This is a genomic window from Flavobacterium foetidum, assembly GCF_004634245.1.
GTDB classification, from domain to species: domain Bacteria; phylum Bacteroidota; class Bacteroidia; order Flavobacteriales; family Flavobacteriaceae; genus Flavobacterium; species Flavobacterium foetidum.
In genome coordinates this window covers 60,817-87,477 of sequence record NZ_SJTF01000008.1, presented here as the reverse complement: position 1 = coordinate 87,477, position 26,661 = coordinate 60,817, and the positions used below count along the sequence as shown (strand labels likewise).

18 protein-coding genes are annotated in these 26,661 nt (G+C 36.5%); 7 read left to right on the top strand and 11 right to left on the bottom strand.

Going from position 1 to position 26,661, the window contains the following annotated elements:
• Positions 1 to 40 precede the first annotated feature (40 nt).
• The 4 genes from E0W73_RS11480 to E0W73_RS11465 form a co-directional block, all read right to left on the bottom strand.
• Positions 41 to 2,524: a glycoside hydrolase family 2 TIM barrel-domain containing protein gene (locus E0W73_RS11480; RefSeq protein WP_135222224.1), complete on the bottom strand. Its 2,484-nt coding sequence runs from the start codon at positions 2,522 to 2,524 to the stop codon at positions 41 to 43.
• 75 nt (positions 2,525 to 2,599) lie between these two features.
• Complete coding sequence (locus E0W73_RS11475; protein ID WP_244248476.1) at positions 2,600 to 3,967, bottom strand: hypothetical protein; 1,368 nt, start codon at positions 3,965 to 3,967, stop codon at positions 2,600 to 2,602.
• 22 nt (positions 3,968 to 3,989) lie between these two features.
• Complete coding sequence (locus E0W73_RS11470; protein WP_135222223.1) at positions 3,990 to 5,564, bottom strand: RagB/SusD family nutrient uptake outer membrane protein; 1,575 nt, start codon at positions 5,562 to 5,564, stop codon at positions 3,990 to 3,992.
• A gap of 11 nt (positions 5,565 to 5,575) precedes the next feature.
• The gene (locus tag E0W73_RS11465) at positions 5,576 to 8,704 is read right to left on the bottom strand and encodes a SusC/RagA family TonB-linked outer membrane protein (RefSeq protein WP_135222222.1); all 3,129 of its coding nucleotides are present in this window, start codon (positions 8,702 to 8,704) and stop codon (positions 5,576 to 5,578) included.
• A gap of 603 nt (positions 8,705 to 9,307) precedes the next feature.
• On the opposite strand from E0W73_RS11465, the gene E0W73_RS11460 reads away from it, so the two are divergent.
• From E0W73_RS11460 to E0W73_RS11445, 4 genes are all read left to right on the top strand, one after another.
• On the top strand, positions 9,308 to 10,024 hold the full coding sequence (locus E0W73_RS11460) for an NUDIX hydrolase (RefSeq protein WP_135222221.1): 717 nt from the start codon (positions 9,308 to 9,310) through the stop codon (positions 10,022 to 10,024).
• A 44-nt stretch (positions 10,025 to 10,068) separates the two neighbouring features.
• On the top strand, positions 10,069 to 10,758 hold the full coding sequence (locus E0W73_RS11455; RefSeq protein ID WP_244248475.1) for an NUDIX hydrolase: 690 nt from the start codon (positions 10,069 to 10,071) through the stop codon (positions 10,756 to 10,758).
• Positions 10,759 to 10,920: 162 nt separating this feature from the next.
• A complete protein-coding gene (gene lepA / locus E0W73_RS11450) occupies positions 10,921 to 12,717 on the top strand; it encodes a translation elongation factor 4 (protein ID WP_135222219.1) in 1,797 nt (598 codons plus the stop codon).
• 227 nt (positions 12,718 to 12,944) lie between these two features.
• Positions 12,945 to 13,559: an outer membrane beta-barrel protein gene (locus tag E0W73_RS11445; protein WP_135222218.1), complete on the top strand. Its 615-nt coding sequence runs from the start codon at positions 12,945 to 12,947 to the stop codon at positions 13,557 to 13,559.
• A gap of 56 nt (positions 13,560 to 13,615) precedes the next feature.
• Here the strand turns inward: E0W73_RS11445 and E0W73_RS11440 are convergent, their stop codons facing one another.
• From E0W73_RS11440 to E0W73_RS11430, 3 genes are read right to left on the bottom strand one after another with little or no spacing between them, the layout of a single operon-like run.
• Positions 13,616 to 13,813, bottom strand: coding sequence for a hypothetical protein (locus E0W73_RS11440; RefSeq protein ID WP_135222217.1), 198 nt, complete (start codon positions 13,811 to 13,813; stop codon positions 13,616 to 13,618).
• Between the two features lie 5 nt (positions 13,814 to 13,818).
• Entirely contained in the window at positions 13,819 to 15,210 is a 1,392-nt protein-coding gene (locus E0W73_RS11435; protein WP_135222216.1) for a radical SAM protein, read from the bottom strand.
• Positions 15,200 to 15,943, bottom strand: coding sequence for a prolipoprotein diacylglyceryl transferase (locus E0W73_RS11430; protein WP_135222215.1), 744 nt, complete (start codon positions 15,941 to 15,943; stop codon positions 15,200 to 15,202). Before E0W73_RS11430 ends, E0W73_RS11435 begins: the two co-directional genes overlap by 11 nt.
• 196 nt (positions 15,944 to 16,139) lie before the next feature.
• On the opposite strand from E0W73_RS11430, the gene E0W73_RS11425 reads away from it, so the two are divergent.
• Positions 16,140 to 17,099, top strand: coding sequence for a helix-turn-helix transcriptional regulator (locus E0W73_RS11425; RefSeq protein ID WP_135222214.1), 960 nt, complete (start codon positions 16,140 to 16,142; stop codon positions 17,097 to 17,099).
• 56 nt (positions 17,100 to 17,155) lie between these two features.
• Here E0W73_RS11425 and E0W73_RS11420 read toward each other — a convergent pair whose 3' ends face one another.
• Positions 17,156 to 17,635, bottom strand: coding sequence for a DinB family protein (locus tag E0W73_RS11420; protein ID WP_135222213.1), 480 nt, complete (start codon positions 17,633 to 17,635; stop codon positions 17,156 to 17,158).
• A 318-nt stretch (positions 17,636 to 17,953) separates the two neighbouring features.
• Between E0W73_RS11420 and E0W73_RS11415 the strand changes: the two genes are divergently transcribed.
• Positions 17,954 to 22,009 carry a T9SS type B sorting domain-containing protein gene (locus E0W73_RS11415; protein WP_135222212.1) on the top strand — a complete coding sequence of 1,352 codons (4,056 nt, stop codon included), beginning with the start codon at positions 17,954 to 17,956 and terminating at the stop codon, positions 22,007 to 22,009.
• A gap of 289 nt (positions 22,010 to 22,298) precedes the next feature.
• Positions 22,299 to 23,345 (top strand): thiamine-phosphate kinase, encoded by a 1,047-nt coding sequence (gene thiL / locus E0W73_RS11410; protein WP_091494276.1) that lies wholly within the window; start codon positions 22,299 to 22,301, stop codon positions 23,343 to 23,345.
• 123 nt (positions 23,346 to 23,468) lie between these two features.
• Here the strand turns inward: thiL and E0W73_RS11405 are convergent, their stop codons facing one another.
• The 3 genes from E0W73_RS11405 to E0W73_RS11395 form a co-directional block, all read right to left on the bottom strand.
• Positions 23,469 to 24,167: a response regulator gene (locus E0W73_RS11405; RefSeq protein WP_135222211.1), complete on the bottom strand. Its 699-nt coding sequence runs from the start codon at positions 24,165 to 24,167 to the stop codon at positions 23,469 to 23,471.
• On the bottom strand, positions 24,164 to 26,167 hold the full coding sequence (locus tag E0W73_RS11400) for a tetratricopeptide repeat-containing sensor histidine kinase (protein WP_135222210.1): 2,004 nt from the start codon (positions 26,165 to 26,167) through the stop codon (positions 24,164 to 24,166). The genes E0W73_RS11405 and E0W73_RS11400 overlap by 4 nt, the downstream gene beginning before the upstream one ends.
• A 139-nt stretch (positions 26,168 to 26,306) precedes the next feature.
• Positions 26,307 to 26,555: a hypothetical protein gene (locus tag E0W73_RS11395; RefSeq protein ID WP_135222209.1), complete on the bottom strand. Its 249-nt coding sequence runs from the start codon at positions 26,553 to 26,555 to the stop codon at positions 26,307 to 26,309.
• Between the last annotated feature and the right edge of the window lie 106 nt (positions 26,556 to 26,661).

Sequence of the window (26,661 nt, the reverse complement as noted above, 5' to 3'; positions counted from 1 at the left end):
ACCTACAAGGTTTTGGAAACCTTGCAGGAACTTTGCCTAATTATTCTGTTGTAATTACAATTGTCGATTGTTTTAGTCCATTCGCTTTTGCGGTCAATTCTAATCTTCCTGATGTATCTCCAGATTGTATAACAACCAAACATTTTCCTGCCAAAGCCGTATGTTTATTTCCTTTGTACGATTCGTGACTAACTGGGTCTCCACTGCATACGCCTACGATTTTTCCATTTCCTTTTAAAGAAAAGTTGATTTCGTTATTGGCATTTGGAACCAAAGTTCCATTTGCATCCAAAATATCAACCGTTACAAAAGACAAATCATTTTTATCTGCTTTGATAGTGCTTTTGTCAGCAGTTAATTTTAATTGCGAAGGATTTCCTGCCGTTTTGATTTCTTTTTCTAAGACCACTTTTCCGCCTTTGCGAGAAATTGCTTTTAATGTTCCTGCTTCAAAAGGAATTCTCCACATTACATGTAAATCGTCTCCTTTTTTAGCTCTTTTTCCGACTGATTTTCCGTTTACGAAAAGTTCCACCTCATCAGCTTTATTGTAATACGCCCAAACATCAACTGCTTGTCCTGCTTTCCAGTTCCAATGTGGGAAAATATGCAAAACCGTTTTATCTGTCCATTCGCTTTGGTACATATAATAGACATCTTTCGGGAAACCGGCTAAATCCACGATTCCGAAATACGAACTAACAGAAGGCCATTCGTATGGAGTGGGTTCTCCGATATAATCGAAACCTGTCCAAACGTACATTCCGGCTAAGAAATCATGTTTTTTAATGATTTTCCAAGTGGCTTCGTGTGTAGAGCCCCAAGGCGTCTGCACTTGGTCGTAGGCTGAAACGGTATTTCCAGGATTTCCTCCTTCAAATTTTTTATCCCAGCTAACTGGCCATTTTTTGATGGCATCTGAAACAGCATCATAATAACCTCTTGTCTGCAAACCTGAAGTTGTTTCGGTCGCAATAAAAGGCGTTTTTGGAAAGTTTTTTAAGTGATGTTCGAATGTTTGATGCGCGTAATTGTATCCGATTAAATCTAAAACGCCAGACCCAGCAAGCGGATTAATAGAAACATTCTTTTTCTCGAATTGCAGTGTTACCTCATCAATATTCATATTTACCGGCGGATTCATTCCTGCTGTCAACGGACGGGTTTTATCGTATTGACGTGTAATTGAGGCTAAATCTTTGGCGATTTCAATTCCAGTTTCATTCCATTGTTCCGGGATTTCGTTTCCGATACTCCACATAAAAATGCTGGCATGATTTCGGTCGCGCAACAATTGGTCTATTAAATCTTGTTTGTGCCATTTGTCCCAATCGTTTGCATAATCGTATTTGGTTTTAGTCTGCTTCCACATGTCAAAAGCTTCATCCATGACAATAAAACCCATTTTGTCGCAAAGTTCTAAAAGTTCTGGAGCAGGCGGATTGTGTGAAGTTCTGATTCCGTTTACGCCCATTTCTTTCAAAATCTCTAACTGACGCTCGATGGCGCGTGTGTTGATTGCCGAACCCAACGGACCTAAATCGTGATGCATACAAACTCCTTTTATTTTGACTTGTTTTCCATTCAAAATAAAACCTTTGTTCAAATCGAATTTAAAATCTCTGATTCCGAAAGTGGTTTTGTATTGGTCAATGATTTTATCGTCAAGCGAAATTTCTGTAACTGCTGTATACAATTCTGGATTTTCATCTGACCACAGTGTCGGATTTTCAACTTCTGCCGATTGTTTCAGCGTTTGATTTCCGTTGGCATTGATGGTTATATATTGAGTAACCGATGTTACTTTTTTGTCTTCTTTAAAAATAGTAGTCGTTACCGTTGCTTTTTTAGCTTCTTTGTATTGATTTTTAATTGTCGTTTCAATACTTACAGAAGCTTTTTCTGCCGTAACATTTGGAGTTGTGATATAAGTTCCCCATTGTGCAACGTGCAATTTATCTGTTGTTTCAAGCCAGACATTTCTAAAAATTCCTGAACCTGAATACCAGCGTGAGTTTGGTTGTTTTGAATTGTCAACCTTAACAATTATTTCGTTGTTTTTGTCTCCGTAATTTAAATAGGGAGAGATTTCATATTGAAAACCAATATAGCCATTTGGACGTTTTCCTAAATAATGTCCGTTTACCCAAACTTCGCTGTTTCTGTAAACGCCGTCAAAAGTAATCGAAGTAATTTTTGTGCTGTCTTCTGCAGCAACTTTAAATGTTTTTTTGTACCAGCCTAGACCTCCGTTAAGTGCTCCGCCTCCATAACCTGCCGGACTTTTTTCATCAAATTTTCCCTCAATGCTCCAATCGTGAGGAACGTCTAAAGTTCTCCATTTTGTGGAAGCTCCAATGGTATCTTTATCGATTATGCTGTCATTAAGATGAAAGCTCCAGTCTGCATTAAAAGAAACTTTCCGGCTACTAAATTGTTCGTTTGTTGATGTCTTACAAGCTGTAATTAGAAGAAAGCCTGCAAAAAGTAATCCTATTTTTTTTAATGAAGTCAGCTGCACCATAGGGTTATAAATTTTAAAATAACCTGAAAGCAATTATTACTTTCAGGTTATTGTGAAATTAAAAAACAGTGTAAATTAAGGCATTATGTAGTGGAAAACAAACCATTCATCTTTTCCTGCATCATAAGAGGTTCCAAACCAAATACCTTTTGTTTGATAGTCAGTATTAAATGCTTTGACTACTTTAATAACATTGGTTGTTGGATTCATCCAGCTTCCCGAATTTTGAATAAGTGTATTGGTTCCTAAATTGATTTCGTTCTTTTCTTCGTCAATTGTAAACAATCCAGTAGTGACTACACCATTCTGACTTCTTGTATAATTCAATTTACCTCCGAATTGATCAAAGCGAATCCATGAATTACCCGCTGCTGCTGCCCAATCGTCGTTCCAACCCCAATTGTAAGAGCTTGAAGCGCCCGTTGTCCAACCTTTTCCTTTGCCAATCCAATCCACTGGGTTTCCGTTTCCGTCTAAAGCCCAGACTCTTCCTGTACCAGCGCCACCGGTAAGCATTTTTAACAATTCTCCCGAAGCAAAAGTAGGATCAAAACCTTCATCATAGTTTGGTCCTGTAGCAGGCGGTACATAACTATCAGCATATTCTTTAGAAACAAAATTCCAGATGTACCACCATGGCCCTTCACTGTTGGTTCTCATTATGGCAATTCTTAACTGGTTTTCTGTCAGTTTCAGAATTTTGATATTGTTGTTCCAATTACTTGCATTTGCGATATAATTATCCGGTCTTAAAATTGTCGCACCAGTTGTTGTTAAAGTATGGGTATTAATATCCAAGAAATAAGTACCACTTTCTTTAAGCGTTCCGTCTGGTTCATGAATTTTTAAAAATGGTCCGCCTTCAAGACTGAAAGTCATGGTTCTTCCCCAGTGCATATCAGCGTCTGTACTAGAATTTGCATTACCTTCTGGCTCCCAGTTTGGCGTAAAATTACCCCATTCAACTGTTGTGCTTGGGTCTGCATACGACATTGCTCCTGGAGCCATTCCGTATTTGCCGTTATCAGCTATCCATACTTTTTGTTTTCCTACTCCTCCAGATAAGGCTGTCCAAAGCGGATCGTTTACATAATTTAAATTATCCTGAGTTACCGTTATGGTTACTGGATCTAACTCTACGATTCCGCCGCCTGTAACCGCTGAAACTTTAATTGTATAGTTTCCTTTAAAAGCGTATTGAACCGTTTCTACTGCCTTGTCTGATTTTCCTGTTACATAATCCCAGTTTAGTATAACCCCTGGAGTTGTATTTTTTAAGATTACAGTATTTCCTCCCGGATCTTTTACTAAATCCTGGGTAATTTCAAAATGTATATCCGATTTATCAATCGGGCCGTCTAACGAATATGAGTCCGGCGAACAAGATGATATCAGCATGGCCAATACCAAAAATGAGGTCATTAAGAATTTAATATTTTTCATTTTCTTTGATTTTTAGTTAAAATTACCAGCCGGCATTTTGTTTTAAAACTCCATTAGACAAGGTAATCTGCGTGTTTGGAATTTGCTGTAACCCATTTGTTTTTTGAATGTTACCCGCAGAAATTGTTTTTGTAGCCTGAGCTCCACCATTAAGAACGGTAGTTGTTTCTGCAATGCTTGCAGATGCTTTGCTCACTCCCTGACGAAGTAAATCCCAATATCTGATTCCTTCTAATGCAAACTCTAAATGTCTTTCGTTCATGATATTGTCCTGGGTAACTGGTAAAGAGGTAAAAGCTGTTTTATAGGCTCTTCTTCTCACCTGATCAAAATAATTTTGAGCACTTCCGCTTCCTAATTCGGCAGCCATTAACAATACATCTGCATATCTTAGCACCGTATAATCCTGATATTGGCTGATATCCCAAAACTGACTTCCCAGCACAAGTGGCATATCTACACCGTTTTTATCAACCATTGGTGAATATTTTTTATTGTAATAACCAGTATATTCACGTTGATTGTTTATTTTAGTAAATGGAATTTTTTCTTCTGTAATTCCAATCATCGTTGCAGTACGTCTTGTGTCATTGGCTGCATAAGCATTCCATAATTTAGCATTTACGGTTACACCCCAGCCACGACCGTAAGGATACCAAGAAAACTCTCTCATTCCAAACATTACCAGCCAATGGTTACCATCTGTGTTTCCGTTGTAATCGCTGGTAAACGTATATTTTATAGAGAATACTACTTCTTTATTGCTCTCTCCTGCATATTTATCTACAGAAGCAGCTGGCCAAAGCGTTGAGAAATCGTCTAATAAGCCATGTCCGCTAGATGCCACAACGTCTTCTAAATGTGCTAAAGCTTGTGTTTTTGTCACTACACCTACCAAATCGGTTTTTCCGTAGTATCCTGTATAATATAAGAAAACACGTCCAAGTAAAGATTTTGCAGCCCATTTTGTAACACGTCCGCTGACAGTAGCACTGTAAGCCACCGATGGTAAATTGTTTGAAGCAAAAACTAAATCTTCCGCAATAACTTTATAAACTTCTTCTGGTGTTGCTTGTGGCACATTTTCGGTTGAAGGTGCTGTCAATAAAGGAATATTCCCCCATAGACGTACCATTTCAAAATACAAGTAAGCTCTTATGAATTTCGTTTCAGACTCATAAGTATTTCTTAAAGCTGTATCTCCTTTCCAGTCAATCTGATCCATTTTAGATAACAGAACGTTGCAACGATAGAGCGCTTTATAATAAGCAATCCAGTTATCATTAAACATATCGATTTCTGCAGGGGCACGAGAAATATCAAACTCGTCTATAGCCGCATAATCGTATTTATCTGAATTACCAGTTCCGCCAAAACAATCATCAGACATGATTTCGGTTACAACAGGCACTCCTTTTCCTGCTCCTCCCGTAGCTACCTGCATTCCGTCATAACAGCCTACAAGTGCTGCATATGCATCATCAGTTGTTTTATAAAAATTTCCATCTGTCTGCTGTGTCAAAGGTTCTGTCTCTAAGCTGCAAGAAGCCATAGAAAATAAACACAAACAGAAAATATATAAATAGGTATTTTTCATTTTTTTATGTATTAAAGTTTAACATTTAGACCTAACATGAATGTCCTTGGTCTTGGATAGTAACCCACATCAACACCTGATGAAAACTTCTGGTCATCATTTGAAGAACCGAATCCGATCTCTGGATCCATACCGTCATACTTCGTAAAAGTGTAAAGATTTAATACAGAGAAATACACTCTAAACTGACTTGCAAAAAATGGTTTTGACTGTTTCATTTTTGCTAAATCAAATCCTAATGTTACTGTATTAATTCTCAAGAAATCACCATTCTGAATATACAAATCTGAAAACTGCGTAAAGTTTCTATTGTCTTCTGTTACTCGAGGCATTGTATTAGAAGAACCTTCACCATGCCAACGGCTTAAAATTGCTGAAGTATAATTTCCGTAAGTACCTACTTGATTTCTATAGGACTGAACCAATTGGTTTCCTGCCACACCATTTGCATTTAGAGAAAAATCAAAAGCTTTGTAGCTAGCAGATAGAGAAAAACCATATGTAAAATCAGGATTTGGATTTCCGATACTTGTTTTGTCGGAGGCATCTATTTTATCGTCGCCGTTTGTGTTTACATAAATAATATCTCCAGGCGCTGCTGTTGGTTGCAGTACAACTCCGTTTGCCGATTTGTAGTTATCAATTTGTGCTTGATTCTGGAAAACTCCTCCTGTTTTATAACCCCAGAAATAACCTAATGGATATCCGTTCTGTGCTCTGTAAAACTCGCCTGAGTTATCATAAAGTTCGCCGTTTAACCCGTGAATGATGCCATCAGCATTCGGAATCTCTCCAACTGTATTTTTATTGTAGGCTCCATTTGCACTTATGCTGTAATTGAAATCTCCAATTTTATTTTGGTAATTCAAGCTCAACTCAACTCCTTTATTTACTACATCACCACCGTTTATGTATGGCGCATCTGCACCTGCAGTAGCCAAAATAGGAGCCAGAATCAACCAGTCTTTGTTTGTCTTTTTATAAACATCGAAGTTTACGCTCAAAGCATTATTTAAAAATCTGGCATCAAAACCAAGGTCAATTTGTTCTGAAGTTTCCCATTTTAAGTTAGGATTTGCAATATTCTGCGGATATGCTCCTGGCGTTAGCACGCCTTCTTCGTTACCAAAACTATAGTTGGTATTATTAGATTTTATCAATGATAAAAACTGGAAGGATCTAATGCTCTGGTTACCAACCTGACCCCAGCTTGCTCTTAATTTAAGAAAGTTTATAGCTCTTGAATCTTTTAAAAATCCTTCATTAGAAACCACCCATCCTCCAGATACTGATGGGAAATAACCCCATTGATTTCCTGCTGCAAATTTTGAAGAGCCATCTGCTCTCAATGTTGCATTTAACAGATAAGTTTCTTTGTAATTATAATTTAATCTTCCAAAATAAGACATTAGGATGTTTTCGAATTTATTCCCTTTCATCGAGATTCTCGCACCGTCTTTATTGGTGGTATTATCTAGCCAAGCATGTTCTAAATCATTAAAAACCGAATCAGCATTGGCCACTTCAATTAATGTTCTGTCGTATTTGATATAAGAAGTACCTAACAAAGCTTCGAACTGATGGCTGTCTGCTACGTTAAATTTATAAGTCAACAAGTTATCCCAGTTGATGCTTTTGCTTTTATCCATATTCTGGGTTACTCTATCAAAAGCAGTATTTGCATAGATTGATAATCTGTAAACTGGGGTATACGAATGTCCTTCGTTTACATTATAGTCAAGACCTAAAGTTGTTCTAAAAGTCAAATTTTTAAACGGCTGAATCTGTAAATACACATTCCCCAATAATTTTTGGCTATCTCTTTCGTTCTGGTTGTTGTAAACCATCAAGGCATACGGATTTGCTACACCTGCCAACCAAGGTTCTGTACTGTTTGTAGTATCAAAATAGTTTCCGTTTGCATCGTACATCGGCAATAAAGGCGTTACCTGAAAAGCACTTCTCAACGAGTTATTGTACTGATTTCCTACTCCAATTCCGTTTTTATTGACATAGGCAAAACTTAAGTTTTCACCAATGGTAACTACGTCTTTGTAAAGTTTGTGTTCTGAGTTGAATCTGAAATTGTAACGCTCATAATTAGATAAATCTTTTCCTCCAACAACTCCTTCTTGTCCTAAATAAGACAAAGCAGTAGAATAAACAGAAGTTTCTGAACCACCTGAAGCACCAAAAGAAAAGTTTTTTGTAGCCGCATTATCCGTCAGCATTTTATCCATCCAGTTTGTCCCAGAACCCATTCCAGCAATTTGGTCATTTGTAAAGTAAGGGCTCTTACCAGAGTTCACCGCTGCTTCGTTTAAGATAGTTGCATATTCTCTTGCGTCGAGCATATCAACTTTTCGAGCAACAGACTGTACGCCGTAATATTGGTCAAAGGTAATTTGTCCTGTTGCACCTCTTTTTCCTTTTTTCGTAGTTACTAAGACAACCCCGTTTGAAGCCTGAGAACCATAAATTGCTGCAGAAGCCGCATCTTTTAAAACAGAGATAGATTCGATATCTGAATTATTCAAATATGAAATATCACCTGTAAGAATTCCGTCTACAACATATAGTGGCGTGCTTCCTGCAGTAGATCCGACACCACGAATCACTACATTAAAACCCTCACCCGGTTGTCCTGAAGTAGAAGTAACCTGAAGACCAGCCGCCTGACCCTGAAGCGCTTGTAAGGCATTTACAGTATTGGTTTTAGCCAAACTTTCTCCACTTACCTGAGTAACAGCATTGGTAACAAGTGTTTTCTTTTGTGATCCGTATCCAATTACCACAACTTCTTTTAATTCTGCTGTTTCCTCTTGCAAGGTAACGTTGATTGTTCTTTGGGTTCCGACCGTAACTGTCTGCGTTTTGAATCCGATAAAGGTAAACACAAGTACATCACCTGTTTTTGCTTCTATCTTGTAATTCCCATCAAAATCTGATGCGGCACCTGTTTTGGTTCCTTGTACAGCAACACTTGCTCCTGGAACCCCCATCCCGTCGACAGCAGAAGTAATTGTTCCGCTTACAGTTTTGGATTCCTGTGCAAATCCCGACTGTATCATAAATACGCTAAGCAGCAGCGCCATAAAACATGGAAGCTTTTTTGTTTTAATACAATTTTTGCTTTTCATAGTAAGAATTGGTTAATTTAAGTTAGTAATTTTTCTAAATAGAGTTGGTTGTGAAGACTAATTCCGCAGTCTCCGAAGTTTGAGTTGTAAAGTTTATATCATTTTTTATTCGTGATTACCGGCAAACAATACACAAATAATGTGTTTTCTGAACCCGTAGCTGCTGGTTGTTTTGGGTAAAAATGCCTCCCGAATCAATTCCTAAAAAAAACATTTGCGATAATTTAAGTTAATTGTAGATTTGTCTTTCTTAAACTTATAGTCAATATGAATTTATCTTATGGTAAATTTGACTACAAGTGTAAAACAATTTTTCTATATTAACAAAATATTAGGGTTAATTTTTTTCAATTCTAATATTTGGTTAATCATTTTTATCAATGCTTTAAAAATGGATTTAAAAAAACAATAAATAATATCAAAAAAATATGGTTTTAGAGAATTGATAATCAGTGTTTTAAAAAACAAGACTCTAAACCCTGTTTTTAGAAGCTTTTGCAAGAGCTTGATTATCAATTTTTTGTTCCGTTAAAAAAAATATAAAGGTTCTATAAAAGATTTTAAAGATTTAATTTGTTTAATTTGTCAAAATTTATCGTGAGTATGATTGAAAATGTCGACGACAAACCTGCCTTGAAAAGCGAACAAAGCGCAATGAACGCCATCACGATTGACTGCGTTATTTTTGGTTTTGATAAAGGAAGTCTGGAAGTACTGCTAGTACAACATGCAGAGGGAATCAGTAAAGGAAAATGGGGTCTTCCCGGCGGATGGATTTACAAAAAAGAGAGCACAGACAATGCAGCGCATCGTTTGTTAAACGAATTGACCGGACTTGACAATATCTACCTTGAACAACTAAAGGCATTTGGAGAACCAGACCGTTTCCCGCTCAGAAGGGTCATTACAATTGGTTATTATGCGTTGGTAAAAAGAGAAGATTATAATATTAAAGCAGGTTTTACCGCCGCCGATGCAAAATGGTATAAAATAGACAGTATTCCGAATCTTATTTACGACCATAATGAAATCTTGGCCTACAGCCTCAAACATCTTCGTCAGAGAGTACGCCAGGCGCCAATTGGTTTTAATCTCTTGCCAGAAAAATTTACTTTATTACAGCTTATGCGACTTTATGAAGAAATTTTAGGCATCGAAATGGATAAATCTAACTTCAGGAGAAAAATTCTACACATGAAATTATTGGCGGCTTTAGACGAAAAACAACAAGACGTTTCGCACAGGGCCGCACAGCTTTATAAATTTGAACCCGAAATCTACAAACAATTGACAGAGAAAGGATTTAATTTTGAATTTTAACAGCAAAACTAGTTTCGATTTTTTTAAAATAATACGGCATTAACTTGACAGAAATAAACAAACCCGCGGTAGAAGGAATCACAATTGACTGCGTTTTCTTCGGATTTAATAAAGAAAGCTTAGAAGTGCTGCTGGTACAGCATGCACAGGGAGAAAGTATGGGACAATGGGGACTCTTGGGAGGCTGGCTCCAAAGAGACGAAAGTGCAGACGATGCAGCGCAGCGTATTCTTCAGGAACTCACCGGTTTAGAAAACATCTATCTCGAACAGCTTAAGGCATTTACCAACCCAAAACGTGTTCCCGAAAGACGTGTGGTTACCATTGGCTATTATACTTTGGTTAGCCGCGAAGATTATAACATCAAGGCAAGTTTAAGGGTGATTGAAGCAAAATGGTACAAAATCAGTGAAATTCCTGATTTGATTTTTGACCATAACGAAATTCTGAACGTCAGTTTGTTGCAGCTTCGAAACCGCGTGCGTCAGGCACCTATTGGTTTTAATCTTTTGCCAGAAAAATTCACTTTACTGCAGTTAATGCATCTGTACGAAGAAATTTTAGGAATTGAACTCGACAAATCAAACTTTAGAAGAAAAATTCTGCACATGAAGCTGTTGGTCGCTCTAGACGAAAAACAAAAAGATGTTTCGCACAGGGCCGCAAAACTGTATAAATTTGATGATGAAATCTATCAGAAACTGACCGAAAAAGGATTTAATTTCGAATTTTAAAGCGCTATTTTATTTTAAGCAGCCAACTATCGGTAATCATCATTCCAGAATCCAAAACTTTGCGCTATCTTTGCGCCTTAGTTACACGCATTAAAGCATTTGCTGGAGCGGAAAATTATACCCAAAAAATACTAAAACTCTTTAGAGAACTGATATATTAAAATGAAGAAGATACGTAACTTTTGCATTATTGCACACATTGACCACGGTAAAAGTACATTGGCTGACAGATTATTGAGTGCTACACAGACAGTTTCTGCCCGTGAAGAAAAGGCGCAGCTGCTAGACAATATGGACTTAGAACGTGAGCGTGGTATTACCATTAAAAGTCATGCCATTCAGATGGAATACAAGTACAAAGGAGAAGAATATATCTTAAACTTAATTGATACTCCGGGACACGTAGATTTTTCATACGAAGTTTCTAGATCTATCGCTGCCTGCGAAGGAGCTTTACTGATTGTGGATGCCGCACAGAGCATTCAAGCGCAGACTATTTCTAACTTATATTTAGCACTTGAGAATGATTTAGAAATTATTCCGGTTTTGAATAAAGTCGATTTACCAAGTGCAAACCCTGAAGAAGTTAGCGATGATATCATCGATCTATTAGGATGCAAATTGGAAGATATTATTCATGCTTCAGGAAAAACTGGTTTTGGTGTTGAAAACATCTTAGCCGCTATTATCGAAAAAATCCCTGCTCCTAAAGGAGACCCAGAAGAGCCGTTACAGGCTTTGATTTTTGACTCAGTTTATAATCCGTTCCGCGGCATTGAGGTAATCTTTAGAGTTGTAAACGGAGAAATCAAAAAAGGCCAGAAGATTAAATTCATGGCTACAGACAACGAATATTTTGCTGATGAAATTGGAACGTTAAAACTAAATCAGGTTCCTAAAAATGTAGTTTCGGCTGGAGATGTTGGTTATTTGATTTCTGGAATTAAAGAAGCTCGTGAGGTAAAAGTAGGTGATACGATTACAGATGCAAAAGTTCCGACAACGAATATGGTTGCTGGTTTTGAGGATGTAAAACCAATGGTATTCGCCGGTATTTATCCAGTAGATACAGAAGACTACGAAGATTTACGTTCTTCTATGGAAAAATTACAATTGAATGATGCCTCTTTAGTATTTACTCCTGAAAGTTCTGCGGCATTAGGATTTGGTTTCCGTTGCGGATTCTTAGGAATGCTTCACATGGAAATTATCCAAGAACGTTTAGAACGTGAGTTTGATATGACTGTAATTACAACTGTTCCTAACGTTTCGTATTTGGCTTACAACAAAAAACATCCAGAAACGCCAATTGTTGTAAACAATCCTTCAGATCTGCCAGAGCCTTCAAAACTGGATAGAGTTGAGGAGCCATTTATTAAAGCTACTATCATTACAAAAGCCGATTTCGTAGGAAACGTAATGAGTTTGTGTATCGAAAAACGTGGTCTAATTACCAACCAAACCTACTTAACAACGGAGCGTGTTGAATTGAATTTTGATATGCCTTTGGCAGAAATTGTATTCGATTTTTACGATCGCTTAAAAACCGTTTCTAAAGGTTACGCATCTTTCGATTATTCTCCAATCGGAATGCGAGTTTCGAAATTAGTAAAACTTGACGTTCTTTTAAATGCTCAAACAGTCGATGCGCTTTCTGCATTGATCCACGAAGATAACGCTTACAATATCGGTAAAAAAATGACCGAGAAATTACGTGAACTTATCCCAAGACAGCAATTCGACATTCCGATTCAAGCGGCAATTGGAGCAAAAATCATCGCTCGTGAAACGATTAAAGCACTTCGTAAAGACGTTACCGCAAAATGTTACGGTGGAGATATTTCGCGTAAGCGTAAACTTCTTGAAAAACAGAAAAAAGGTAAAAAACGTATGCGCCAAGTAGGAAACGTTGAGATTCCGCAAGAAGCATTTATGGCTGTTTTGAAGTTGAATGACTAGATTTTACTTTAGAAAATAGAGTATAGAAACATAGAATATAGATAACCCGATGACGAAAGTTGTCGGGTTTTTTGTTTGCATCGCTCATAAAATTATCACGTCAAAACTTACAAAGAAAGTGAATTCTTAACTCAATAGATGGATTTTTAACTCGTTCAAACAAATCTACGGGCCTTTTAACATAGAAAAAGTATTTTTAATCTTACAAATTTTAAATATATAAAACTATGAAAACCAAATTTTCAATCATTTTAGCCCTTTTCGCATTTTGTTTCGCAAACGCTCAAGAATACCAAGCTGAAGAGGAAATGAATTCTGCAAAAGGTGTGACTTTCCAAAAAGGAGACATGTTCTTGGAAGGTTCTATCAAAATTAGTACGGGTGGAGACTCAGACTATTATGGTTTTAGTCCAAAATTTGGCTATTTGTTAAATGATAAATTTGCAGTTGGAGCTAAATTAGACTATCAAAGTAATGAAACAGAATTGACCAATACCAAAACAAATGTATTTGGAGTAGGTGCTTTTGCTCGTTATTATTTTCTGGAATTGGACAAAAAACGTCTAAAAACTTACGCTGAAGCTGGCTTAGGATTTGGAAGAAACAAAACCGAAATCAATGGTGTATCAGATACTGACAATAGTATTACTGCTGATATCAATGTTGGTTTAAATTATTTCGTAACTAAGAATATTGCTATAACATTTACTTTAGCCAATATTTTAGCGTACAATAGTGTTTCACCAGAAGACGGTCCGTCATCAGATACTTTTAAGTTGAATATTAACTTGTTTGAAAACATCTTCAATCAACCACAATTCGGACTTTTATTTCGATTCTAACGCACAATAATATAGCCTAAAACCCCTAATAAACGGAAATTATTAGGGGTTTTTTATTAGGACAAAAGCGTTCCGCATATTCCTAATCCGATAAGCAGGTATAATGCTCCAATAATAAAACAAACTTTTGCTGCGTTTGGATGATTTTTCTTTACCGCAAAACCTATGATTGCCATTAAAATTGGAGGCCCTACCATAATCGCTACAAAAAATGCAACCAAACCATTTAAATTACCTACTTCTAACGTTGTCATATTCTTTATACTTTAGTTCTTAATTCTTCTAGTCTTTCAACTTTATCATCTCTATAAAATAAATTCATGGTTTCAAACGGAATTATTTTATTATCCTTATTGACAATATGCACACATGATTTTTTTATTGCTCTCACGTCAAAATTATAGGCATCAATAAACTGCATGATAATAATTCTAAACAGATTATCATAACCTAATTCTGGCGCATCAATATTGGGAAGACAACACAATATCGATTTCAAATTTTCCTGTGCAACTTCTACAGAATTTCCGGTACTAAACAAGTCGATCATTTTGCCACGAAGCACTTCATCCTGTTCGTAAATAATCGTGTTTTTACTATTATCCAATAAATCATTTGGGTTGATATATCGTGTCAACGGAAAAACTTCCGCTCCTAATTTCAATGCATATCCCATCACTAAAGCATCTGGATTGCAAGGTACCGGAAGCAAATCATCGGAATTAAACACAGTCGTTTGCTCCAGAATTTTTCTCCTAACTTCTGTTAATGTCATGCGGTCGGTTTCTAAGTTAAAATTCTCTAATCGGCCTGCAATTTGAGTTGGCTGGAATGTAACTCCTCGAACGCATTTTTGCTTTAATGCAAACTCAATAATTTTACCAATTTCATGGTCGTTTAATCCTTTTTGAAGCGTAACCACCAAAGTCGTAGACAAATTAACCTCATTTAGATTTTCTAAAGCCTGTCTTCGTATTTCGCTTAAATTTGCTCCGCGCAACTCCTGCAACACACGATCTTCAAAAGAATCAAACTGAAGATAAATTTCAAAATCTGGAGAATAGCTTTTTAGTTTCTGAACAAATTCTTTGTCTTTTGCAATTTTAATTCCATTTGTGTTTAGCATTAAATGCTTTATCGGAATTGATTTTGCATAATCCAAAATTTCGAAAAACTCAGGATGTATGGTTGGCTCTCCTCCACTAATCTGCACAACGTCCGGTTCTTTTTCATTTTTAACAACTGTATCGAGCATTACTTTTATTTCGTCGAGCGTCCTGTGCCGTCCATAACTCGGCGACGAACCTGCGTAGCAAGTCGGACAGGTCAGATTGCATCGATCCGTAACCTCAACAACTGTCAAGCAAGAATGTTGTTCGTGGTCTGGACATAAACCACAATCGTAAGGACAGCCATAATGTGTTTTTGTATTAAAAGTATACGGCATCTCAGATGGTTTATTGTAATTTCGGATATTCTTGTAATACTGAACATCATCGGCAATTAAAACCTTAGAACTTCCATGTTCCGGGCATCTCTTAAGCATGTAGACATTATCATCTTCAAAAACAATTTTGGCATCGATTCTCTTTAAGCATTCTGGACAGAGACTTAATGTAAAGTCATAATAAGTATATTTTCTAACTGGCATTTTTTACAAATAAATATGAAATTGTTTTGTTATAATAGAGCAGGCATATCAAACATAAAATCTGGATTGAACTTATTCCAAAAATCAAGAAATGATTGGGTTTCAAAAATTCTATAAAAAAACGAAAAGTAAAATAGGCAATCATAAAATACTGAAATAACAGTCCGTTTTTTCTATTTCTAGTTTTTAATTTGTTCAAAACAAAAAACAAAATAATCAAAAAAACCAATTCATATAAAGCAATTGGATGTCTTTTGATATTATCGCCAAGGTTCATACCCGTAAAAAAGGTAGTTTCTTTTCCGTATGTAAACTCATTTGTCCCAGATAAAAAACAGCCAATTCTCCCAATAAAAATTCCTAAAATAATCGGAAAAGTAAATAAATCGCCTGATGACTCTTTTTCGCCAATAATCTTCTTAGCCATTTCAACCCCCAACAGGCCGCCAAACAATCCTCCCATGATTGTTTTGGCATTGAAAAGTTCTAAAATTGATTTTGCATCAAGATGAAAAACAGGGTTTTCTAAAAAACCCATAATCCTAGAGCCTAAAAAAGCTCCAATTGCCGCTCCTAATATGATGGAAAGTCTATTAGCAGAAACGATACTATCATTTGTTCTCTTTCGCAAAAAAACATAATATCTGAATCCTAAAAAAAATGCCAGATACTCTAAAATTAAATGGATATTAATTTCATAGCCAAAAATAATTGGCTCAAACGGGAGCTTCATTTCTTTCAGAATTTAATACTATAATTCTGTAAAGATGCAAAAAAATGTTTAAATTCATCCGACTTATTAAGTAAAAAGCTGTTTCAATTTGGAACAGCTTTTTTTATTTTGTTTCATTTTTTCATTTGTATCTTTGGCTCTTCACAGCAAAAAAACTTAGCAACTTAGAACCTCAGAACCTTAGAATCTTAAAAAAATGCTCGACGAAGCTCCAAAACGATTTGACCGAATTGTCGCCATCCTCATTCAGTTACAATCCAAAAAAATTGTAAAAGCACAGGAATTGGCCAATCGTTTTGATTGCAGTTTAAGAACCATTTACCGAGACATTCGAACGCTCGAAGCATCTGGAGTTCCCATTTACAGCGAAGCGGGAGTGGGCTATGCTTTAATGGAGGGGTACAGACTGCCACCCGTAATGTTTACCCGAGAGGAAATAAACAGCTTTATTGCCGCCGAAAAATTGATGCAGAAATTTACCGATCCATCTCTTGGAACCAATTATGCTTCGGCGATGTACAAACTCAAATCGGTTTTGCGAAGTACAGATAAAGATTATTTGGCCAATATTGAGTCGCGAGTTGTCATGAACACTGCCGAGCCAATGTTTAATCATAATTCGCCAAATACATTGGCGGTTCTTTTTGAAGGAATTGCTGAAAAAAAACAAATCTTGCTCTCTTATAAAACGTTTAGCAAAGAAGAAACAACGCAAAGAAACATAGAACCTGTAGGGGTTTTTCACGACAATAACAACTGGTATTTTTTGGGATACTGTCATTTAAGGCAGGATTACCGCCAGTTTAGAACCGACCGAATTCTGGGAATCCAGAAAACTGAATCTGATTTTACTATCGAACACGAAGCCTTAGAAACTTACTTAGATAAAACTGAAAATTGTCCGACTACAAAAGTCAGGATTCTGGTCGAAAAGAAAATTGCAAGATATCTCGTATCTGAAAGAAAATACCATGGTTTTGTAGCAGAAAAAGAAGTTGGGGACAAAATCGAAATGACCTTTATGTGCCGCAACATGGAAGACGGTTTTCCGCGATGGTTCTTGATGTTTGGTGATTATGCCACAATTCTGGAACCCCAAAGCCTGAAAACAAGAATTTTAGAATTACTGGAAATCAACAGACAAAGACTTATATAAAAAAACTCTCAAAGAGAATTTTCTGCTTTGAGAGTTTTTTTATTGTTTTTCAGAAATTATCTTTCCCAGAAAAACGGTGGTTCGATATTCAAAGCTCTTAAATACACGTAAGCTTGACCACGGTGATGCACTTCATTATCAATAAAATATAAAATATTCTGAATAACCGGAAATTCATACTGCCCAAAAAGATTAAAAGTTTCGCTGAAATCTTCAACAGATAATTTTTCCCAATACTTATTGATTTCTGCTGTGGCTTCGTCCCATTTTTCAAGGTATTGTGCTTTAAAAATCAATTTTTCATCTCCTTCTGAGAATGCTTCAGTTTGTTTCGTCACAATTCCTTTAAGTCCCGGAACTGCAATAGCTAAAAGTTCATCAACTAATTTTGCAAAAGGCCTCATTCCTCCGATAGAAAATTCAAAAAAATCTTTCTCTGGAAAAATTTCGATTAATCTTCTTGTTAAGGCTCTGTGCCCTTGCCAATGTTTCAATAAATCTTCTGATGTAATTACTTGTGCTTCTAAAGTTTTCATGGTTTTAAAGTTTTAAATTTTTAATACTTCAAAAGTAAAATGGGCCGGTGACAACAGTTTGTCAGCAGGAAAAAATATTTTTTAGAAATCTTTGTTTATGCCATTTCGAGTAGCACAGAAACAAGACGCTTTACCTTGTTCTATAAGGAACTGCGACTCTTTTTTTTACATGAATTTCTCTTAGAATTTAACAAAATTGAAATTATGATGCTTTTTTGCTTAAACCGCAACATTAAATCATAAAATACTGATAATCATATTTTTAAAAATAAATAATTTCGTAATTTTAAGTAACCCGATGAGTAAAAAATAGGAATTATGAGAGTTGCTTTATTTCTGATTTTATTATTTTATTCGACTATATCTTCAGCACAGGGAATAATAGTCGACACTACAACTTTGGGCATACCTGAACTGGTTCGGGAAGAATTGATGCAAAATGGCTGTTCGAACGAAACTAATTTCAGATACTCTTCGCGTCGTGGCATTGGCAAATTCACCAGTACAAATCCGAATTTCCCTATTTCAACCGGTATCATCATACGAAACGGAATAGCCAAATACACAGAAGGACCATATACGGGCAACAACGAAAGCAGTAAACTGAACAATGCCACCGACAGTGATTTACAGCAAATCAGCGACAACAACGGTCAAGTCGTTCCAGTAACAGATGTGAGTTTTCTTGAATTTGATTTTACGCCTTTATCCAGCAATTTCAGTTTTGATTTCCTTTTTGCCTCAAACGAATACGGTGAATTTCAGTGCGGCTTTAGCGATGTTTTTGCCTTTATCCTGACAGATTTAACTACGGGAATTTCTACCAATCTTGCCGTAGTGCCGGGAACGACAACTCCAGTTTCGGTTAAGAATATTAGAGACCAACAATATAATTCGTCTTGCTTGTCTGCCAATGCCAATTTATTTGACCGCTATAATGTAGCAAATCCTTCTCAGTCGGCCATTAATATGAGAGGCGAGACCAAAGTTTTAACTGCTTCATCGACTGTGATTCCAAACCGAACTTATCGCATCAAATTGGCTATTGGCGATTATAACGACAGCAATTACGATTCGGCTGTTTTCATAAAAGGCGGAAGTTTTATGACTACTATGGATTTAGGTCCCGATAAAACTATTTGTCAAGGCGAAAAAATCATACTTAAATCGGAGCTCGTTGGCAATTTCAGCTATGTTTGGACATTAAACGGCACCGTGATTCCGAATGAAAACAGCAATATGCTAACAATAGTTAAAGCTGGAACTTATGGAGTTACGGCGACACTTTCTGGCTGTGTGGTTAAGGACGAAATTATAATCAAGGATTTAACTATTAAAACTCCAAAAAACTTAACCGCCTGTTACACTACAAGTGGCACTTATCAGTATGACTTAACACAAAACAACCAAACCGAATTAGGAATCGATTCTGCTCAACATGTGATTTATTATTTTGATTCTTTAGCTGCAGCTAATGCAAATGGGCCTATGATACCCGAAAATCAATTAAAATCTTATACGAGCTCAGGCAATCAGACTATATACATAAAAGTGGTGCCTGTTTATGACAAGAGCTTCTTTTGCAACAATATAGTTTCATTTAATTTATTAGTTACCGACCCAATCAATGTTGTAAAACCACCAGACTTAAATGTTTGTGACATTATTTCTAAAAGTATAACCGTTGACTTAACTGTTCAGGAAGCCATTATCTTAAATGGATTAAATACTGCTGCCTACAGAATCAGGTACTACAACAGCGAAGCTGATGCAAATAATGCCAGAAACAATATCGCAGATCCGAAAACCTTCAGTACCACTATAGCCCAATCACCGAAAACGATTTGGGTTCGTATTGAAAATATCTCAGACTCGGTTTGTTATGCCACAGTCAGTTTTAATGTCATTGTTAATTCGCTTCCCTCGGTCGATAAGATTCCGAATGTAATTGCTTGCAACAGTTATACGCTTCCTCCAATTACAAATGGTGAGTACAACACCTCTATCAACGGAACGGGAACTAAAATGAATCCTGGAGATGTTATTACCAAAAGCGGTACTTACTATATCTATACCGGACCCAATACAAACAATTGTACCAATGAGAGCAGTTTTAATGTAACGCTAATTTATGAGATTAGCTTCAAAAAAGACGGTTGCGGTCAATACGTTGTTCCAAGAGTACCTGCGGGTGGTTTTTTCACACAACCTGGAGGACGTGGCGATTCTATCCCTCAAGGAACAGCATTTACAAGCAGTGGCTCTATTTATTATTATGCCGTAATCGATGGGTCGGTATGCCGTGACATTGAAGTCCCTTTTACCGTTTATCCCTTGCCAGAAGTAGATAAACCCTCCAACATTGTGACTTGCGATTCGTATACGCTTCCAACTTTAGCAAACGGAAATTATTTTACCCTATCGGGTGGTCAAGGAAAAGCGCTGAAAGCCGGTGACAGAATAACTTCTAGCCAGACTGTATTTGTTTTTGCAAATGACGGAAGATGCACCAACGAGCATTCTTTTAAAATTGATATTGTAAACTCATCGATTTTTGTACCGATTTCGCGATGCGGCAGTTTTACTTTGCCTCCCATTGCCATTGGCGGTTATTACGAAAGTCCGGGAGGTCAAGGAAATAGCATTCCGGTAGGAACTGTTATTACTACTTCTCAAACTGTGTATTATTATTCCCCAACTACGACCTCGCCCAATTGCACCGAAAATCTTAAATATGTCATCACCATAAAACCGCTTCCTCCAGTAGATACTCCAACTAACAGATTGGAATGTGCCCGTTATGTTTTGCCACCATTAGTAAATGGTAATTATTTCACTAAAACCAACGGCGGAGGAACACGGCTAAAAGCAGGCGATGTCATAACAACAACCCAAACTATTTATGTTTATGCTGTAGGATCTGAATGTACAAACGAACATAGTTTTACTGTTCAGATAAGACCTGTGCCACCTGTTGATAGTTTTACAGATGTAGTGACCTGCAACGATTTTATACTCCCAAAACTGAGAAATGGAAAATATTACACCGCTACTGGAGGTCTGCATGGCACGGGAACACAGCTAGCAGAAGGAACCTCTATCAACACTACACAAACCATTTATATTTATAACGAGTGGCCCGATTTGACTTCCTGCAACAACGAAACCTTTTTTAAAGTAAATTATCTCGGAATAGATGTCGGCAATTTTAGCAATATCAATGTTTGCGACAGTTATACTTTGCCGCCGTTGACTTTGGGTAATTATTATGCACAACCTGGCGGAAAAGGCCCCGTCATTCCAGTCGGAACCATCTTAAACAGTTCGCAGACTATTTATGTTTATGCTGTTTCTGGTAACCGCCTCACCTGTGTCAGCGAAAAGAGTTTTCAAGTCAGCATTTCTAAAACGCCTGTTTTAACCAATACTCCCGATGTTGCCATTTGCGAAAGCTACACCTTGCCTCCTTTAGCAGTCGGCAATTATTACAGCGGTCCCAATGCAACTGGAACTCAATTTACAGCGGGCCAAAAAATAAATACCAGCCAAAGATTGTATATCTATGCAGCGGCAGCAACCAATTCTACTTGTTATGCCCAGAACGATTTTTATATTACTATTTATCCGTTAAAAAATTTCTCTGTGCAAAACGCAGCCATTTGTGTCGATTATCAAACGGGAGCATTATTAAATCCAGTTATACTGAGTTCCGGAATAAATTCTCCCGACTATACTGTTGAGTGGTATTTTAATAATAACAAAATCGGTACTGGACCAACGTATACCGCAACTCAGGATGGAACTTACACTGTTGTGCCTGTTAAAAACGTACCCGATGTTGGCAACGACTGCGGTTATAATCCGGCCACCGTAACCGTCGAAAAATCGAGTCCAGCTATAGCAACCGTAACCGTTTCGGATGAATTTGCAGATACCATCGATATCATCGTCAACTTAAGTAATGGATTTGGAATCTATGAATATCAGCTGGATGACGGCGATTTTCAAACCAGCAACATATTTCAGAACGTTGATTCGGGAGAGCATGCAATTACCGTGAGAGATACAAAAGCCAATTGCGACCATCTTATTTTATTTGCCAAAGTGCTCAAATATCCTAAATTTTTCACTCCCAATAATGATGGCTACAATGACACTTGGAACATTCCTGATCTCGCCGACCAGCCCGATGCGGTTATTACTATCTATGACCGTTACGGCAAACTGATTACAATGATCAAACCATCTGGTCCCGGCTGGGACGGAAATTTCAACGGTAGTCCGCTTCCCTCTTCAGATTATTGGTTCCGTGTTACTTACAGCAAAAATGGCGTTGCACAGGAATTCAAAGCTCATTTTAGCATGAAAAGATGATTATTCTTTGGGCGTGCCACCATCCCGACAAGAGGGCAAACTTAGATTGCGCTTATTCGCCCTCTTGTCGGCATGCTGTCAGGCTGTCCGCGTTACTTCGGTAACTTGCTTCCATCCTTCACGCGACCTCACAAAGAACGTTTTTGAAAATTATAATTGAATATCGGGGAACGTCTCTACACAGCAAACAGACTAGAAAAAACTTAGAACCTTAGCATCTCAGAATCTTAGCATCTTTAAAAAAAACCTTTGTACCTTTGCAACTTTAAAACTTTGGAACTTAAATAAAATGATAGAAGATAAAAATCCGCAGCGAACCAGCATAGCACAATTGGGCGAATTCGGTTTAATAGACCATTTAACCAAAAACTTTGATGTTACTCAGGAATCTACTTTAAAAAGTATAGGCGATGATGCTGCTGTTCTTGATTTTAAAGACAAAAAAGTAGTTGTTTCTACTGATTTATTGATAGAAGGAGTTCATTTTGATTTGGCTTATATGCCTTTGAAACATTTAGGATACAAAGCCGTTGTCGTAAACGTTTCTGACATCTGTGCTATGAATGCGAAACCAACACAAATTACGGTTTCTGTAGCAGTTTCAAATCGGTTTCCTCTTGAAGCATTAGAAGAATTGTTTGATGGCATCGCACACGCTGCAAAAGAGTATAAAGTCGATGTAATTGGAGGCGACACGACCTCATCTCAAAAAGGCTTAATCATTAGTATAACGGCAATTGGAGAAGCTGATGAAAAGGAATTGGTTTACAGAAATGGAGCTCAAAAAACAGATCTTTTGGTTGTAACCGGAGATTTGGGTGCTGCTTATATGGGATTACAGGTTTTAGAACGTGAGAAACAAGTTTTTCAGGTAAATCCAAACAATCAGCCGGATTTAGATCCTTATACTTATTTGGTAGAACGTCAATTAAAACCAGAAGCAAGAAAAGATGTTCGTACTCTACTTCATGCTTTAGACATAAAACCAACTGCAATGATTGACATTTCAGACGGATTATCTTCTGAAATTATTCACATCTGCAAACAGTCAAAAGTGGGTTGTAATTTATATGAAGATAAATTGCCTTTAGATCCGCAGTTTATTTCTACTTGCGAAGAGTTTAATATTGACAGTACTACGGTCGCTATTAACGGCGGCGAAGATTATGAACTTCTATTTACAATTGACATTAACGATTTTGACAAAATAAAAGGAAACCCGAATTTCTCTGTTATTGGTCACATGACGGAAGAAAACGAAGGAATCCATCTCGTTACTCGTGCCAATACAAAAATTGCCTTAAAAGCACGTGGTTGGGATGCTCTTACTGAATAAATTTTTAAAAACTCCAATAAAAAAAATCCAAATTCCAGTAGCTATAAGCATTGGAATTTGGAATTTCTTTTTTGAGATTTCTTTTTTTATTGGAATTTGGAATTTTCTAATTGGAATTTCTTTTTAAAAAAGCCCCTTACTTTTCGCTTCTTTGATTAAATCTTCGTCTGAACCGCTTTTTATTTTAAGCAGTTCTTTCATGCTTTTTTTTCGTTTTTCAATAGCTGAGAATGAAATCGGAATATATTTCGGCATGATTTCAGATTCTGTTCCTTCAGAAAGATGAATTAAAATCTGTTTATCGAATTCATCTATTTCTATAGAGTTGTGCGTCGACTGATTAAGCATTTTTACCACCGATTGACTATAATACTTTTCATTTTTCATGATTTGATCGAGCGCAAAAAGCAATTCATCAAAAGTCAGATCGTTTTTAATGACCAAGCCATTGGGCTGAATCGTTCTGATAATGGTTTTTATTTTCAGAAGTTCGGTGTACATCGTTAAAAGCACAATCCTGCATTCTGGAATTTTTTTCATTAAAAGTTTGGCTAAATCTTCTCCAGAAAATATTTCTTTCTCTTCATAGGCCGGCATGCTGATGTCTAAAAAAGCAATATCAAAAGGGGGTACATTTGGACTTTCAATCAAATCATAAGCCGATTTGCAGTCATGCGCCTGAGAAATTACAAACTCGTACTCATTTGGATTATAGCGAGTAATCGCATTTTTGTATCCTTCGATTATAAAAGGATGGTCGTCTACGATTAAAACATGTCGCCTGATTAAGTTTGATGTTGATTTGGGGTTGTCAAATATCATGGTGATTCAGGTTTATATTTTTGGTCAATGGGAATTTTCACTGTAAGTGTCGTTCCTTCTCCTTTAACAGATTCTATTGTTGCTATACCATTAGATTCGGCTGTACGGTATTCAATATTATGAAGACCTATTCCGTTTTTAGTTCTTCTGGTATCAAATCCAATTCCGTCATCAATAATTCTAACTACTAAAAAGTCGTCTTCGTTTTTCAATTCAACTGTAATAATATCTGCTTCTGCATACTTATTACAATTCTGAAGTCCTTCTTGAATAATTCGGTACAGATTGATCTTATCGATATTGCTGATCAATTCCCATCTTATATTAGGATCAAAAACGGTAATTAATTTTGACGAGTAAGTATTTTTCTGATTTTCAAACAGTTTTTTTAGTATTGCAACAAAATTATTAATTAATTCTGACTTTTCCCTGTTTAAGTCGTGAGAAATTTCTCGGATATCCTGTTCGATGTTTTTGAGTTCGGCCAGGTATTTTTTTCTTTTTTCTGCTGCCTGAGCTTCATCCATTTTATCAAGACTGTCCAAACTGATTCTTATTCCGAACATTCGACCTAAAACACCGTCATGAAGTTCCTGCGCTACTTTTTTCTTTTCCTTGATTCGGGTTTGTTCGATTTCATTTTGCTGCGAAATCATGAGATTATAAATATCTTCATTGGCAATCTGTTGTTGTTGTTTAAAAATCAGTTCGCGGTTTTTTGCTTGCTGGGTTTTATAAACATAAAAAAACAAACCAATCAAGGTACAGATACTGAAAACATATATAAGTGTCTTATTTTTTTCCTGAAGATTAGAATTCTGATCTTTAATTTCGTTGGTTTCATAAGCTATTCTAGAAAACTTCTCCCCCATTGTACGTTCAGCTTTCAGCATTTTTTCATTAAGCTGAATATATTCTCTCGAATATTTGGAAGCATTTTTAGGGTCAACCGCAGCAGTTTGCTTAAGTGCTTCGAGCGTATTAATCAGTTTTGTAGAACCTCGAGATAAAGTCAGCGCTTGCTTTGAAAACTGAAATGCTCGGAAAGTATCTTTTTTAAAAGCATAATATTCAGACAAATGAATTTTACTTGACACTACTCCAGAAGTAAGATCAAGACTGTCCCTAATTCTTAAAGATTCGAAAAACAGATCGGGCAACTGATCTGATTCGTTTAATTTGAATTTGCTATAACCTAAATTATCCAATAAAATTGCATAGAGGCTCGTTCGATCTACAAAGAGATTTTTTTCTTGAAGCCCTTTTTCAAAAAAGCCTTTTGCTTTTTGGTAACTGCCCATATGCATGTAGATAAAACCTATATTATTTAAAGAAGCCGCCTTATACTGATAGGCATGTGCTATAGTCTTATCATTCAAAATATTCAAAGCTTTATTCTGAAACTCGAGCGCTTTGGTAAACTCTTCTCTTTCGTTGTATAAAATTCCGAGCAGGTTATAACTTTCATACAAAAGTTCGTTTACATTTTTCTGATTTTTCAAAATGCTTAGGGCTTTAAAAACAGCTATTTCGCTTTCAAAGAAATCACCTTCGTTATATTGCAGGTTTGCTTTGTTCAAAAAAGTTTTCGCAAGATTGATCTCGTCATTGATTTTCAGGTATGTTTTTTCGGCTTTATAATAATTCAAAAAAGCGCTATCGGGCACAGATTGAGACAAATAATAGTCGCCTAGATAAGTGTAAGCCTTAGCCATATGAACAGAATCCTTTGATTTTTCTGCTCTTTCAAGAATCAGTTTTGTGGTTTCGAGATACGATTTCCAATCGCTCATATTGTAATAACGATTGGCTACCTTAAAAAGATTTACCTTATTGATAGAATCGTCTTTTTGCCTCAAAATAATATTGAGTGCTTTCTGATTGTATTTTTGCTTAATTTTTAACGGAAGATTATTCTCATTGGCCAGCGAAAGAAAAGTCGGCAGGCTGTCTATTGCCACAGTATCCTGATCTGATTCTGCTTTCTTATTACATGCCATTAAAACAAGAAATAAAAGGAATAGTATTTTGTTTTTTTTCTTCAATTGTGTTTCAGAATTTTCTCAAAAATACTAAAAAATAGATACAAAAAAAGCTGTCAGAATCTGACAGCCTTAATTTGTATTTTTGTTGTGTAGTTTAGTCTACTTTTTTATCGTGTCCAAGAGATTGGTTAACGTTTGCAAAATTCAAATGATTGCTTTGTAATTCAGTGTTAGATCCATGAAAATCTTGTTTTTTAATCACACCACCTGCTGCACCACCGTCGATTGGTAATGTTTTAATAGAATCGTTTGCTGCTAAATAAGTTGGAGCTTCTGGAGCTGCAAAAGAAGTTGCTACAGTTACTAAAGAGAATAATCCGAATGTTAAAGCTGTTTTTTTCATGACCTAAAGTATTAATTATGTTTTTATTTTTTTTTGGAAAATCATCGCTTTTTGCTGCGAATCATGGTGTAAAACTACTACGGTATTCAAAAAAAATTTATACAAA

Coding starts and splice junctions, on each gene's coding strand:
- E0W73_RS11480 (WP_135222224.1), bottom strand. CDS start 2,524: ATGGTGCAGCTGACTTCATTAAAAAAAATAGGATTACTTTTTGCAGGC.
- E0W73_RS11475 (WP_244248476.1), bottom strand. CDS start 3,967: ATGAAAAATATTAAATTCTTAATGACCTCATTTTTGGTATTGGCCATG.
- E0W73_RS11470 (WP_135222223.1), bottom strand. CDS start 5,564: ATGAAAAATACCTATTTATATATTTTCTGTTTGTGTTTATTTTCTATG.
- E0W73_RS11465 (WP_135222222.1), bottom strand. CDS start 8,704: ATGAAAAGCAAAAATTGTATTAAAACAAAAAAGCTTCCATGTTTTATG.
- E0W73_RS11460 (WP_135222221.1), top strand. CDS start 9,308: ATGATTGAAAATGTCGACGACAAACCTGCCTTGAAAAGCGAACAAAGC.
- lepA (WP_135222219.1), top strand. CDS start 10,921: ATGAAGAAGATACGTAACTTTTGCATTATTGCACACATTGACCACGGT.
- E0W73_RS11445 (WP_135222218.1), top strand. CDS start 12,945: ATGAAAACCAAATTTTCAATCATTTTAGCCCTTTTCGCATTTTGTTTC.
- E0W73_RS11440 (WP_135222217.1), bottom strand. CDS start 13,813: ATGACAACGTTAGAAGTAGGTAATTTAAATGGTTTGGTTGCATTTTTT.
- E0W73_RS11435 (WP_135222216.1), bottom strand. CDS start 15,210: ATGCCAGTTAGAAAATATACTTATTATGACTTTACATTAAGTCTCTGT.
- E0W73_RS11430 (WP_135222215.1), bottom strand. CDS start 15,943: ATGAAGCTCCCGTTTGAGCCAATTATTTTTGGCTATGAAATTAATATC.
- E0W73_RS11425 (WP_135222214.1), top strand. CDS start 16,140: ATGCTCGACGAAGCTCCAAAACGATTTGACCGAATTGTCGCCATCCTC.
- E0W73_RS11420 (WP_135222213.1), bottom strand. CDS start 17,635: ATGAAAACTTTAGAAGCACAAGTAATTACATCAGAAGATTTATTGAAA.
- E0W73_RS11415 (WP_135222212.1), top strand. CDS start 17,954: ATGAGAGTTGCTTTATTTCTGATTTTATTATTTTATTCGACTATATCT.
- thiL (WP_091494276.1), top strand. CDS start 22,299: ATGATAGAAGATAAAAATCCGCAGCGAACCAGCATAGCACAATTGGGC.
- E0W73_RS11405 (WP_135222211.1), bottom strand. CDS start 24,167: ATGATATTTGACAACCCCAAATCAACATCAAACTTAATCAGGCGACAT.
- E0W73_RS11400 (WP_135222210.1), bottom strand. CDS start 26,167: ATGGCATGTAATAAGAAAGCAGAATCAGATCAGGATACTGTGGCAATA.
- E0W73_RS11395 (WP_135222209.1), bottom strand. CDS start 26,555: ATGAAAAAAACAGCTTTAACATTCGGATTATTCTCTTTAGTAACTGTA.